Annotated in this window: 13 protein-coding genes; 7 read left to right on the forward strand and 6 right to left on the reverse strand. The window is 64.0% G+C overall.

The features are described from left to right. The first annotated feature begins 5 nt into the window (after window positions 1–5). Window positions 6–422 (forward strand): YidB family protein, encoded by a 417-nt coding sequence (locus AC6H42_RS32625; RefSeq protein ID WP_057155840.1) that lies wholly within the window; start codon window positions 6–8, stop codon window positions 420–422. Between the two features lie 10 nt (window positions 423–432). On the opposite strand, the gene AC6H42_RS32630 is transcribed toward AC6H42_RS32625, so the two are convergent. From AC6H42_RS32630 to AC6H42_RS32640, 3 genes are all read right to left on the reverse strand, one after another. Beyond that, window positions 433–2,232 (reverse strand): putative bifunctional diguanylate cyclase/phosphodiesterase, encoded by a 1,800-nt coding sequence (locus AC6H42_RS32630; protein WP_497549901.1) that lies wholly within the window; start codon window positions 2,230–2,232, stop codon window positions 433–435. Window positions 2,233–2,583: 351 nt separating this feature from the next. Then, the gene (locus tag AC6H42_RS32635) at window positions 2,584–3,831 is read right to left on the reverse strand and encodes an MFS transporter (protein WP_497549902.1); all 1,248 of its coding nucleotides are present in this window, start codon (window positions 3,829–3,831) and stop codon (window positions 2,584–2,586) included. 2 nt (window positions 3,832–3,833) lie between these two features. After that, entirely contained in the window at window positions 3,834–5,276 is a 1,443-nt protein-coding gene (locus AC6H42_RS32640) for an amidase (protein ID WP_057155842.1), read from the reverse strand. Window positions 5,277–5,430: 154 nt separating this feature from the next. Here AC6H42_RS32640 and gcvA point away from each other — a divergent pair, with 154 nt between their 5' ends. Further along, entirely contained in the window at window positions 5,431–6,363 is a 933-nt protein-coding gene (gene gcvA / locus AC6H42_RS32645) for a transcriptional regulator GcvA (RefSeq protein WP_497549903.1), read from the forward strand. Between the two features lie 41 nt (window positions 6,364–6,404). Here the strand turns inward: gcvA and ilvC are convergent, their stop codons facing one another. Genes ilvC through AC6H42_RS32660 form a run of 3 tightly spaced genes read right to left on the reverse strand, consistent with a single transcriptional unit; the run spans window position 6,405 to window position 9,691 of the window. After that, window positions 6,405–7,421, reverse strand: a complete 1,017-nt coding sequence (gene ilvC, locus AC6H42_RS32650) for a ketol-acid reductoisomerase (RefSeq protein WP_057155844.1) — start codon at window positions 7,419–7,421, stop codon at window positions 6,405–6,407. Between the two features lie 54 nt (window positions 7,422–7,475). Further along, entirely contained in the window at window positions 7,476–7,967 is a 492-nt protein-coding gene (gene ilvN / locus AC6H42_RS32655; protein WP_057155845.1) for an acetolactate synthase small subunit, read from the reverse strand. Then, on the reverse strand, window positions 7,967–9,691 hold the full coding sequence (locus AC6H42_RS32660; protein WP_057155846.1) for an acetolactate synthase 3 catalytic subunit: 1,725 nt from the start codon (window positions 9,689–9,691) through the stop codon (window positions 7,967–7,969). The genes ilvN and AC6H42_RS32660 overlap by 1 nt, the downstream gene beginning before the upstream one ends. A gap of 481 nt (window positions 9,692–10,172) precedes the next feature. Between AC6H42_RS32660 and AC6H42_RS32665 the strand changes: the two genes are divergently transcribed. Genes AC6H42_RS32665 through AC6H42_RS32685 form a run of 5 tightly spaced genes read left to right on the forward strand, consistent with a single transcriptional unit; the run spans window position 10,173 to window position 13,121 of the window. Continuing rightward, window positions 10,173–10,745, forward strand: a complete 573-nt coding sequence (locus AC6H42_RS32665) for an RNA polymerase sigma factor (protein WP_057155847.1) — start codon at window positions 10,173–10,175, stop codon at window positions 10,743–10,745. Next, complete coding sequence (locus AC6H42_RS32670; protein ID WP_057155848.1) at window positions 10,742–11,143, forward strand: DUF3619 family protein; 402 nt, start codon at window positions 10,742–10,744, stop codon at window positions 11,141–11,143. The genes AC6H42_RS32665 and AC6H42_RS32670 overlap by 4 nt, the downstream gene beginning before the upstream one ends. A 2-nt stretch (window positions 11,144–11,145) precedes the next feature. Next, window positions 11,146–11,952: a DUF3106 domain-containing protein gene (locus tag AC6H42_RS32675; protein ID WP_082551858.1), complete on the forward strand. Its 807-nt coding sequence runs from the start codon at window positions 11,146–11,148 to the stop codon at window positions 11,950–11,952. Continuing rightward, window positions 11,942–12,475, forward strand: a complete 534-nt coding sequence (locus AC6H42_RS32680; protein ID WP_057155849.1) for an RDD family protein — start codon at window positions 11,942–11,944, stop codon at window positions 12,473–12,475. The genes AC6H42_RS32675 and AC6H42_RS32680 overlap by 11 nt, the downstream gene beginning before the upstream one ends. Before the next feature lie 49 nt (window positions 12,476–12,524). Continuing rightward, window positions 12,525–13,121 (forward strand): hypothetical protein, encoded by a 597-nt coding sequence (locus AC6H42_RS32685; protein ID WP_157200959.1) that lies wholly within the window; start codon window positions 12,525–12,527, stop codon window positions 13,119–13,121. The last annotated feature ends 42 nt before the right edge of the window (window positions 13,122–13,163 follow it).

Consider the following 13,163-nt stretch of genomic DNA (forward strand, 5'->3'; position numbering starts at 1 on the left):
CCATCATGGGATTACTCGATCAACTCGCAGGACAAGTGCTCGGCTCGCTGGGCGCACAGAAACAGGACCCGGTGCCGCAAGGCGACTTGATCGGCAGCGTGATAGGCCTGATCGACCAGGCCGGCGGCCTGCAGGGGCTGCTGCAGAAACTCCAGGCCAGCGGCCTGGGCGACCAGGTCGCGTCCTGGGTAGGTACCGGCGAGAACCAGGCCGTGTCGGGCAACCAGATCATGGACGCGCTGGGCGCTGGCCAGCTGGCGCAGATTGCCCAGCAGGCCGGCCTGGAGCCGGAACACGCCAGCACCGGCCTGGCCCAGCTGCTGCCGCAAATCATCGACCAGCTGACGCCGCACGGCGCCGTGCCGCAGGACGACATGGTGGCGCAAGGCATCAGCCTGCTCAAGGGCAAGCTGTTCGGCTAGACCGCGAACCTCAGGCCAGCGCGCGCAGCAAGCGCCCCTGGCTGTGCGGCGCCACCTTGCCGCCGCACCATGCCTGGAAACTGGCCGCCTCCAATGGCCGCGCAAACAGATAGCCCTGCGCCTCGTCGCAGCCTGCCAGCTTCAGGAAGGTGTGCACTTCGCCGCATTCCACGCCTTCCGCCACCACCCGGTGGCCGAGGTCGCGCGTCAGCGAAATCATGGTGGTCACCAGCGACTGCTTGCGCTGGTCGTCCTCCAGGCCGATGATGAAGGACTGGTCGATCTTGACCACGTCGGCCGGCATGTTCTGCAAGTACGACAGGCTGCTGTAGCCGGTGCCGAAATCGTCGATGGCCAGCCGCACGCCGATGGCGGCAATGGCCTCCAGCGTGGCGTGGGCGCGTCCCGGATGCGACATGATGGCGCTTTCCGTGATTTCCAGCTCCAGGCAGGAGGCCGGCAAGTCATACATGTGCAAACCGTGCTCGACCTGGGCCACAAAATCCGGCTCCAGCAAATTGGCCGCCGACACATTGATCGACAGCAGCAAGTCCAGCCCGGCGTGGCGCCACAGGCGCTGCTGCCGCAGCGCCGCGTTCAGCACCCAGGCGGTGGTGGCCTGCGCCAGCCCCGAACGCTCGACCACCGGGATGAATTCGCCGGGCGACAGGTTGCCCAGCTCCGGGTGTTTCCAGCGCAGCAGCGCTTCGGCACCCACGCAATTCCCGGTTTCCAGGTCCACGCGCGGCTGGAACACCAGGTGCAACTGGCCGCCGCTTTCCAGCGCGCCGCCGAATTCATTGAGCAGCAGGAAGCGGCGCTGGCAGGCCGCGTCTTCGCTGCGCGAGTAGACCGCGATGCTGCCAGGCTGGCCGATCGCGTCATGCGCCGCGCTCTGGGCCGTGCGCAGCACGTCCAGGCAATTCGCCCCGCCCAGCACGAACGGCGCCACGCCCACCGACGGCGTGGCGATATGGCGCGAGCTGGCGAGACCGGCCGCGCGGCGCAGTTTCTCCTTCAGCACCGGCACATAGTCCTCCACCGTCATGCAGGGCGGCGCGAACAGCGCAAACTGCGCGTCGCCGACGTGGTACACCCTGCGGCTCAGCCCCAGCTGGCTGCGCATCCACTGCGCCGCCTCGTTCACCAGTTCGTCCAGGTAAGAGGAGCTCTTGACGCGTGCTGCGCTGTCCAGCTGCTCCGGCGTGGCCAGGTTGATCACCGCCACCAGCCGCAGTTCATCGGGCGGGCTGTCGCGCTGCATGTCCTGGAAGTCTTCGATGAACTGGTTACGGTTGGGCAAGCCGCTGCGCGCGTCGACACGGCCCACCGCATGCCGCAGCTCGATCTGCGCCATCACCATGGCGGCCAGGTCGGACAGGTAGGCGATTTCCTCCTGCGTGGTGTGGCGCGGCGCCAGGCCCAGCACGCACATGGCGCCCAGGCAGTGGCCGTCCGCCGTGATCAGCGGCGCGCCGGCGTAGTAACGCACGCCGCTGGCGGCCAGCGGGCTGTCGCGGAATGCATCGTTTTCCAGCAAATCGGGAATCACCAGCACGCCGGAAGTATCGGCCACTGTGCCACAGGGCGCCTGCAAGCGCGGGATCGAGGTGTGCTCGACGCCCACGCGCGACTTGAACCACTGGCGGTCGACGTCGGTGAGCGACACGGCGGCAATGGGCAGGTCGAACACGCGCGCGGCCATGCGCGTGATGCGGTCGAAGGCTTCACAGGGAGGGGTATCGAGCAGGCGCAGCTTGTACAGCGCGTCAAGGCGGTTCGCTTCGGTCTGGCAGCAGAAAATGGTCATGGCTGGTCCGGTCAGGTGTCGATATGGCGCACGCAGACGCGGCAGCGGCGGCGGGCGGGTAATCAATGCGGGACGGGGCACTGGCACGTGCCGGAGGCGGCACGAGAATTCAATTGCTTGAGCGGGAGTGGGGCTCGGGGGAAACTAACTATTGCTGTGTAGAAGGATAGCATGCTGATACGGAAAGTGCACGCGCGGCGTGTACGTAGCCCGTCCAAACACAGCAGGTGTGCGCACGAGACAGCAAATGTCACATTCCTGCTTAATGGAGAATGTGGACGAGTATGCAATTGCCCGCGCCATGCCCAGCCTGCCAAACTGCTCCCCTCCCCCAGGAATACGCACGCCCTATCACGAGCCTGGGCCGGCGCCGGCCAACGGCTTCTTCAGCACGACGGCCAGCACCGCAGCGGCGATGACGTTAGCCGCAGAACATGCGATTATCGTCAGCAAGTCGTCGTGCAAAACGTCGTGCAGGAAGCCGGCGCTGCTGGGTCCGGCCAGCGTGCCGATCGCCACGCTTGTGTACAGCACGCCAATCACGGCGCCAACGTGCTTGGCGCCAAATAGGTCGGCCACGACCGCCGGCAGCACGGCCACCCAGCCGCCATAGAACAGGCCGAAAACCAGTGCGAACGCTGCCAGCGCCAGCCAGGTGCCGCTGGCGGCCCAGATCGCAAGCGCTGCCGCCATCCCCAGATGCATGGCGATCAGGAAGCGTTCCCGGCCAACCTTGTCGGCCATCCCGCCCAGCAAGAAGCGGCCGGCCGTGCTGCCCACGCCGATGGCTCCCAGCAGCCATGCGGCGGCAGTAGCCGGTACGCCATGCTCGACCGCATAAGGCAGCAGGTGGACGAACGGGACGAACACGCCCAGCGAGCCGACCAGGCATGCGATGTAGAGCCCGCGAAACGGCCGTGTCCGCATGGCTTCGCGCACACTCAGGCCTTCCTGCCGGCGCGGCACTGAACCCGCTGCCGGACGCTGGCCATCCGGATGCAGCCCCCGGGATGCCGGGTCGCCTTCCATGAACCATGCAGCCGCACCGCCCAGCACCACCGCCAGCACGCCCAGGACGAGGTAGGCGTTGCGCCATTCGAGCTGAGCGATGAGCCAGGTGGCCAGCGGCGGCAGGACCAGGGTTCCGACGCCGATGCCGCTGACCGCCAGGCCGGAGGCCAGGCCGCGCCGCTGGACGAACCAGCGCTGCACGGCGCCCAGCGCCGGCACATAGGCGCAGCCCACGCCCAGTCCGACGCCCAGTCCGTAGGCCAGGTAGACTTGCATCAGCGTGCTTGCGCGGCCCGCAAGAATCAGGCCCAGGCCCAGCAGCGCCATCCCGGCGGCCGTCAGCACCCTCACACCCCAGCGGTCCGCGAGCGGGCCGGAAATGGGGCCGAGGGCGAAGTACAGGAATCCGGCAAGCGAAAACACCAGCGACACCGAGCCGCGCGATGCGCCGAACTCGGCCTGGAAGGCGGCGAGAAACGATGCGAAACTGTAGGCGCTGCCGAAGCCGACAAAGGTGACGACGAAGGCGGCGGCGACCACAATCCAGCCATGAAATATTCCGGAGACGGCCGTGTCTGGCGAAGGCATGATCATTGTCCTTGCGCCACGGCGGGCGCGCCCGTATCCGGCAGCGGCGGACGCCGCCGGTGCCAGCCGGTGGCCGACTGGAATGCGATACCTGCGCGCAGCAGCGTCTGTTCGCCGAAATTGGCGGCCACCAGCTGCAAGCCGATGGGCAAGCCGTCTTGCGCCATCCCCGCCGGGAAAGTCAGCGCGGGGTGACCGCTCATATTGAACGGGCAGGTGTAACGCTGCAGAGCGGCTATCAGTTGCGGCTGCTCGCCCAGCGTTGCCACCGTCGCCAGGCTGAGCGGCGCGAATGGCTGGACCGGCGTCAGCACCAGGTCCACATCTGAAAACAGCGCTTCGACGCGGCCACGGAATGCAGCACGCCGCAACAGGATTTTCTGGTAGTCCAGCCCCGGGACGGCGCGTCCCGCGTCGATCACCTGCGACAGTATCGGCCCATACAACTGCTTGTGCGCCGCATAGCCGGCCTCGTGCGCTACCGCCGCCTCGACGGCGCAATTGCTCACCCAGTCGTGCACGATCCGGGTGGCGTCCGGAAACACGACCTCCACCAGCGTGGCGCCCAGCGCGCTGAAGGTTTGCGCGGCGGCGGCCAGCGCCCCGCGCGTCTGCGGTTCGACGCCTTCGCTGTTCCAGTGCGGGTCGATGCCGATGCGCAAGCCTTGCGCGCCAAGCAGTGCGGCGTCCGCAGGAGCGGGCAGCGGCGCCGGAGCGGCGGTGGGGTCGGCGTCGTCGCGGCCCGCGATGGCGGCCAGGATGGCGCCCGTATCGGCTGCGGTGCGCGCAATCGCGCCGACATGGTCGAGCGAGGCGGCCAGTTCGAATACGCCATGGCGGCTGACGCGGCCCCAGCTCGGCTTCAGCCCGGTGACCCCGTTGGCCGCCGAGGGCCAGCGTATCGATCCGCCGGTATCGGACGCGATGGCACCGTAGCAAAGACCGGCGGCGACAGCGACTGCGGAGCCGCTGGAAGAAATGCCGGCCCAGTAGTCCTTGTTCCACGGGTTGACCACCGGCGTGACGGACGGATGATAGTCGGAATAGGCGCCCTCGGTGAGCTGCGTCTTGCCGAGCAACACGGCACCGGCTTCCTTGAGCCGGCGCACAACGGTTGAGTCCGTGGGTGGAAGAAAGTGCCGGTGGACAGCGGTCCCCGCAGCGGTCGGCACACCCTCGATCCAGCACAGGTCCTTGACGGCCAGCGGCACGCCATGCAGCGGACCGCGGCGCAGGCCGGCGGCGATCTCCCTGTCGGCGGCGTCCGCCTGCGCCAGCGCCGTGTCCGCCAGTACCTGGGCATAAGCATGCAACTGCCCATCAAGCTTGGCTATGCGGCCAAGCTGTGCTTCGGTCACCGTTCGCGCGCTCAGCTCGCCGGCGGCGATGCGCTCGCCTACAGCGATCAGGTCCCACATTTGATTGTCAGCCGTGTCGTCCACCATGTCGTCCTCTTCGCATCGGTTGGGGTTTTTTCATGCGGCAGATATACTTAAGCATACCGGCTTGGCATCGTTCGGATAGTGATGGATGCTATCGCAGGCGGATAAGGCCTACAAACGAGAATATTTACACAGCATACTTTAGTTTTTCTAACCCATGACACAACGCCTTCCGCCTTTGAACGCACTCAAGGCTTTCGACGCAGCCGCCCGCCACCTGTCCGTGAAATTGGCGGCGGAAGAGTTGTGCGTCACGCCCGGCGCCGTCAGCCAGATGCTCAAGGGCCTGGAGCGCCATCTCGGCGTGAAGCTGTTTGAGCGGGTGACGCGCGGCATCTACCTGACGGACAGCGGCCGCGACTACCTGCCGCCGATCCGCAATGCGCTGCGCCAGATCGCGGAGGCGTCGCGCCGGGTCGCGGCCCCGGCCGCCGGAAGCGGCCTGCTGACCGTCAGCGTCACGCCATTCTTCGCTTCCGCGTGGCTGGTGCCCAGGATGAAGTCATTCCAGGATGCGCATCCCGACATCGACCTGCAGGTCATCGCCAGCAGCACACTGGCGGACTTCTCCCGCGAAGCAATCGACGTCAGCGTGCGGCATGGCCTGGGACGCTATGCCGGGCTGCGCAGCGACCGGGTGGTGGCCGTTGAAATGGTTGCCGTCGCAGCGCCGTCGCTGCTTGCGGGCCGGGGCATGCCTGCCGCCGCTGCGGACCTGGTGGACTGGCCGAAGGTGCATGACGCCGAGCGCAAGGCGTGGGCAGCCTGGTATGCAGCCAATGCAGTGCACGACAGCAAGCCGCCGCGCGGGCCGTCGTTCAATGACACGGGGCTGTTGCTGGACGCGATACAAGCCGGCCAGGGCGCCGGCCTGCTGCCGGCCGCCATGATCACCAGCCAGCTTGCCGACGGCACGCTGCTCCAGTTGCTCGAGGCCCGCCAGGTCGAGGAGTTCGCGTATTACCTGGTCTGCCCCGAGGCCACGCAGAGCCAGCCCAAGATCGCAGCGTTCCGCGCATGGATGCTGCAGTCGGTCGGCGATAACCGCCCTGCAGAAATGAAAACACCCTATAAGTTCGGGAACTTATAGGGTGCATGAACCAAGGCGCCGGATGCCCGGCGCTTTGCTTGTTAGTTTTTCGACTGGTCGACCAGCTTGTTTTTCGCGATCCAAGGCATCATGGCGCGCAACTTGGCGCCCACTTCTTCGATCGGGTGCTCGGCGGTCAGGCGGCGGCGGGAAATCAGGGTCGGGGCGCCGGCCTTGTTTTCCAGGATGAAGCTCTTCGCGTATTCGCCGGTCTGGATGTCCTTCAGGCACTGGCGCATTGCTTCTTTCGTTGCCGAGGTCACCACTTTCGGGCCGGTCACGTACTCGCCGTATTCGGCGTTGTTCGAGATCGAGTAGTTCATGTTGGCGATGCCGCCTTCGTAGATCAGGTCGACGATCAGCTTCAGTTCGTGCAGGCACTCGAAGTAGGCCATTTCCGGAGCGTAGCCCGCTTCGGTCAGGGTTTCGAAGCCAGCCTTGATCAGCTCAACGGCGCCGCCGCACAGGACAGCCTGTTCGCCGAACAGGTCGGTCTCGGTTTCTTCGCGGAAGTTGGTTTCGATGATGCCGGCCTTGCCGCCGCCGTTGGCCGAAGCGTACGACAGGGCGATGTCGCGGGCGTTGCCGGACTTGTCCTGGTACACGGCGATCAGGTGCGGCACGCCGCCACCCTGGCGGTAGGTGCCGCGCACGGTGTGGCCTGGAGCTTTAGGGGCAACCATGATCACGTCCAGGTCGGCGCGTGGCACGACTTGGCCGTAGTGCACGTTGAAGCCGTGCGCGAAGGCCAGCACTGCGCCCTGCTTGGCGTTTGGCGCCACGTTTTCGTTGTAGACCTGGGCGATGTTTTCGTCCGGCAGCAGGATCATGATGACGTCGGCCGCTTTGACGGCGTCGTTCACTTCAGCCACTTTGATGCCGGCTGCTTCTACTTTCTGCCACGAGGCGCCGCCTTTGCGCAGGCCGACGGTGACGTTCACGCCGGAGTCGGTCAGGTTCTGCGCGTGCGCATGGCCCTGCGAGCCGTAGCCGATGATGGCTACGTTTTTACCCTTGATCAGGGAGATGTCGGCGTCTTTATCGTAGAAAACTTTCATGGTCATTCCTTGGTGAGATATTCGGTGAAATACTTGATTGATTTTTATTGAGACTTAAACCTTGAGGATGCGCTCGCCGCGTCCGATGCCCGAGCCGCCGGTACGGACGGTCTCCAGGATCGAGGTGCGGTCGATCGAATCGATGAAGGCGTCCAGCTTGCTCTTGGCGCCCGTCAGCTCGATGGTGTAAGTCTTTTCGGTGACGTCGATGATGCGGCCGCGGAAGATGTCGGCGGTGCGCTTCATTTCCTCGCGCTCCTTGCCCACCGCCCGCACCTTGATCAGCATCAGCTCGCGCTCGATGTGCTGGCCTTCGGTCAGGTCGACCACCTTGACCACTTCAATCAGGCGATTGAGGTGCTTGGTGATCTGCTCGATGATGTCGTCCGAGCCGGTGGTGACGATGGTCATGCGCGACAGGGTCGCGTCTTCGGTCGGCGCCACGGTCAGCGTTTCGATGTTGTAGCCGCGGGCCGAGAACAGGCCCACCACGCGGGACAGCGCACCGGCTTCGTTTTCCAGCAATACAGAAATAATATGTCGCATTACAGATCCTCCGAACCCAAGAGCATTTCGGAGAGGCCTTTGCCTGCCTTCACCATCGGCCACACATTCTCGCTCTGGTCGGTAATGAAATTCATGAAGACCAGCTTGTCCTTCATACGGAAGGCGTCCTTGAGCGCGTTCTCGACGTCGCCCGGCTTTTCAATGCGCATGCCGACGTGGCCATAGGCCTCGGCCAGCTTCTCGAAGTCCGGCAGCGAATCCATGTAGGACTCGGAGTAGCGCGAACCGTAGTCGATCTGCTGCCACTGGCGCACCATGCCCAGGAAGCGGTTGTTCAACAGGATGATCTTCGGCGTCAGGTGATACTGCTTGCAGGTCGCCAGTTCCTGGATGTTCATCTGGATCGAGCCTTCGCCGGTGATGCAGGCGACGGTGGCGTCCGGATTGGCCATCTGCACGCCCATGGCGTACGGCAGGCCCACACCCATGGTGCCCAGGCCGCCGGAATTGATCCAGCGGCGCGGCTTGTCGAACTTGTAGTACTGCGCAGCCCACATCTGGTGCTGGCCGACGTCGGAGGTGACGTAAGCGTCGCCGCCGGTGACCTGCCACAGTTTTTCAACCACGTCCTGCGGCTTGATGACCAGGTCCGAACCGCTGTACTTCAGGCAGTCCTTGCCGCGCCATTCATTGATCTGTTTCCACCAGTTCGAGACGGCCGGATTCGGCTTCTGCTCGGAAGCGTCCAGCTGGGCCAGGAACTCGACCAGCACGTCCTTGACGTTGCCGACGATAGGAATATCGACCTTGACGCGCTTGGAGATCGACGATGGATCGATGTCCACGTGGATGATCTTGCGCGGGTTGGTGGCGAAGTGTTTCGGGTTGCCGATCACGCGGTCGTCAAAGCGGGCGCCGATGGCGATCAGCACGTCGCAGTTCTGCATCGCCATGTTCGCTTCGTAGGTGCCGTGCATGCCGGGCATGCCGACGAATTTCTCGTCGGAGGCGCGGTAGGCGCCCAGGCCCATCAGCGTATTGGTGACCGGGAAGCCCAGCTTGTCGACCAGCTTGTTCAGCTCGGGCGAGGCGTTGGCCAGGATCACGCCGCCGCCGGTATAGATCATCGGGCGTTCGGCTTGCAGCAGCAGTTGCACCGCCTTGCGGATCTGGCCGGAATGGCCCTTGTCCACTGGCTTGTACGAGCGCATTTCGATCTCCTTGGGATAGGAGTACGGCGCCTTGTGCATGCTGATGTCTTTAGGGATATCGACCAGCACGGGACCGGGACGGCCGGTACGGGCGATAAAGAATGCTTTCTTGACGGTTTCCGCCAGGTCTTTCACATCCTTGACCAGGAAGTTGTGCTTGACCACGGGGCGGGTGATGCCCACGGTGTCGCATTCCTGGAAGGCGTCCTGGCCGATGGCGTGGCTGGGCACCTGGCCCGAGATCACGACCATGGGGATGGAATCCATGTAGGCGGTGGACAGGCCGGTAACGGCATTGGTCACACCTGGGCCGGAAGTCACCAGCGCAACGCCCACCTTTTGCGAGCAACGCGAATACGCGTCAGCGGCATGGATGGCGGCCTGCTCGTGGCGAACGAGGACGTGCTGGAATTTGTCCTGCTTGAAGATGGCGTCGTAAATGTAGAGCACTGCGCCGCCCGGGTAGCCAAAGACGTGTTCTACGCCTTCCTCAGCCAAACAGCGAACGAGTATCTCTGCGCCCGTGATGGGTGCATTTGCTTCGGTGTTCATGAAACATTCCTTTCAAGGTCCATAGGAGATTGATCGGATGCTCTTTCCTGGCGAAGCTATGCAATGCGTGGCAGTTCTCCTGGCGTCCCTTCTTTCTGCGGTCACGTCACTTATTCGCGTACCCATAGATACGGTGCAAAGTGGCGCTAAACGCAACTCGTTTGGCCGGAGTGTCTGCCGCGGTTGTGCATACCTCTCGCGCTTGTGGCGCGGGTTAGAGCAAACTGCTGACAAATGAAAGCGGGAGTTACCAATGGCAGCGTTGTGTGCTGCCGGGTAAAACCAATGGCTTCGTGGTGTGCAAAGCGATCTATACGTTACTGCGCCGCACCAAATTGGTCAAGCAAAATTGTGAGCAACATTCAAAATGATTGCCGTTCTGGTGCATTTTCATGTTGGCAAGCTGTAAAAACATGCGGAAAGGCCCGTTTTTTGCTAGGATGCAGCCTGTTCATCTCCCCCGCAGTACGCTCCCCGACGCATGGCAACAGACAAAGAATTATCGGACTTCCTCGAGAACGTCGAGCGGCGCGCCTTCAAACAAGCCGTCTACGCGGTACGCAAGGACGAAAGCGCCCTGGACATCGTGCAGGACGCGATGATCAAGCTGGCCGAAAAATACGGCGACAAGCCGGCCGCCGAGCTGCCGATGCTGTTCCAGCGCATCCTGCAGACCACCATCCTCGACTACTTCCGCCGCGAAAAGGTGCGCAACACCTGGGTCAGCCTGTTCTCCGGCATGGGCTCCTCCTCCGGCGCCGAGCATGACGACTTTGATATACTGGAATCGTACGAGGCCGAGCAGGGCTCCCAGGCCGCCGAGTCCAGCGCCGACAAGGTCGAGCGCATGCAAACCCTCAGCGCCATCGATGACGAAGTACAAAAGCTTCCAGCGCGTCAACGGGAAGCCTTCCTTATGCGTTACTTACATGATCTGGACGTGGCCGAAACGGCTGAAGCGATGGGATGTTCCGAAGGGAGCGTGAAAACACATTGCTCAAGAGCAACTCACACTCTCGCCGAAGCGCTCAAAGCCAAGGGAATTAAACTATGAATACCGACGACCTCAACTTTGCCTATCGGGTGCGCCACGCACTCAATGAGAAGCTGGACGACCTGCCGGCTTCGACCACCGATCGCCTGGCCGCCGCCCGCAAGGCCGCCATGGCCCGTAAAAAGGCGCACGTGCCGGTGCGCGTGACGCAAGCCGAACTGGCCACCTCCGGCGCCGGCGGCTTCTTCAGCAACCCGTTCAGCTGGCTGGGCCGCATGCGCGTTGCCGTGCCCATGCTGATCCTGGTGGCCGGCATGGTCGGCGTGTACCAGTACGAAGAGCAGCAGCGCATCGCCGAACTGGCCGAGCTGGACGCGGCCGTGCTGTCGGACGAACTGCCGCTGTCGGCCTACCTTGACCATGGCTTCAACGCCTATCTTGAGAATCGCGAGCAATAAGGATGGCGCGTATCAGCTGGACTACGCTGTACCAGTACAAGGGTGAACTCGTCAGCGTGGCGATATTGGTCTGGGCCGCCGTGGCCTCCGCGCAGAGCGGCCCTGCTCCTGCCGCGGCGCCTGTCGCAGCCCCGCCCGGCAAGCACGCCGTCGCGCCCATCGCCCTGGAAAAGCCGCTGTGGAAAGACCTCACGCCCGCGCAGCAGCGCGCGCTGGAGCCGCTGTCGGCCGAGTGGAACAAACTGGAAGGCCTGCGCAAGCAGAAATGGCTGGAAATCGCCAACCGCTTCGCCTCGATGAAGCCGGACGAGCAACAGCGCGTGCACGAACGCATGCGCGACTGGCTGCGCCTGACGCCCGACCAGCGCCGCCAGGTGCGCGAGAACTTCGCCCGCACGCAGAAGATCACCCCGGGCCAGAAATCAGCCCAGTGGGAGCAGTACCAGCAGCTGCCGGAAGAGCAAAAGAAACAGCTGGCCGACAAGGCGCCCAAGAAACAGGTCGCCAATCCGCCCACGCCGACCCAGAGCAAAGCGCCGGTCGTGGCGCCGATCAAGGCCAAGCCGCCGGGCGCGGCATTGGTTCCGGGTACACCGGGCGCCGCCCCTGGCGCCACCGTGCCAGGCAGCGCCGGCAATGCCGGCAGCCCGGCAGCCGGCCTCGCGGCAGGCGGCAGCGCCGCGCAGATGCCCGGCGCATCCAACGTCGTGCCGGGCTCCATCCCGCCAGCCGCAGCGCCCGCCGCCGTCCCGGCAGCAGCCAGCGGCACCGCCCTGAACAGCCAGCCCGCATCCGCCAATGTCAAATAGCGCCCTGCTCGACCAGCCCGCACCGACCGTCAAACGCCGCCTGATCTCCATGGTGTACGAGCTGCTGCTGGCGTTCGCGGCGCTGTTCCTGCCCTTCCTGATCTTTGAAATCGCCTCCGGCGCGTCGCACACGCAGACGGCCGAGCACATGCGCCAGATGCTGGCCTTCCTGGTGCTGGGCGCCTACTTTATCCACCAATGGGTGCGCCAAGGCCAGACCCTGGCCATGCGCACCTGGCGCATCAAGGTGGTGCTGCCGGGCCACGCCCACGTGCCGCCCAAGATCGCCGCGCTGCGCTATTTGCTGAGCTGGGGCTGGGTGCTGCCCGCGCTGCTGGTGAACTATGCCTTCAGCCTGAACCGCTGGCAAGCGCTGAACGCGATCGGCGTCGGCATCCTCGCCTGGTCGCTGACGGCCTTCCTCAGCAAGGACCGCCAGTTCCTGCACGACCGCCTCGCCGGCACCCGCCTGGTGCAGCTGCCTAAACCCGAGAAGAAAGCGGTTAGCGCTCAAGCAAGCTGACAAACATCGCTGCCCCTGTGCAGCCAGTTAGTCATCAGAACGAAATACCATGCCCGTCGATGTCATTACGAATGAGTACGCTATCGGAACACTGAACGATGGCGACGGGGTGCTTCATACCCAATATATCGGGACCTGCACCGCGCTCGTTGGACGCGATGCCGTAAGCGGCACAGTTTTTCTCTGCCACCTGAACACCCCTCGCAGTATCCTTGCCCTGCCTGAACTTGTGGTCCAGCTGCGCGCGATGGGCCTGGATCTGTCCAACTTTCAGCTTTACAAACTCGGCGGCATCCATCCCATGTATATGTGGCTAGGGTCGCTGCCAATGGCCGTGCTTGGCTGGCTTTGGGCACATGAACCTGGCTTCGCCGCGATCTGCGCGCTGCTGCCTTTTCTCTTTGCCCTGACTCGCCTTAGCCTGCGATATCAGTTGTGGCGTACGGGTGCATTCACACATCGTCCGCGCTCACTAGGATATTGCAGGAAAAGGCTCGGCTTGGGCAGGACCAGGGTGACGGTAGTGGCTTCGCGAAAAGACCTGGCGCCAAGAGTCGAGTCCTACGCGGACGATCCACGAGACGATGAATTCGCCACCTGGACTTACAAGTGGACCAAAATGCGCAAGGCGGCAAACTCCGCCTGATCTTGAAAGTGCTGTGTGCGGCCGTTGCAGGCCGCCCCCCGG

The organism is Massilia sp. NBRC 108631, from assembly GCF_059704565.1.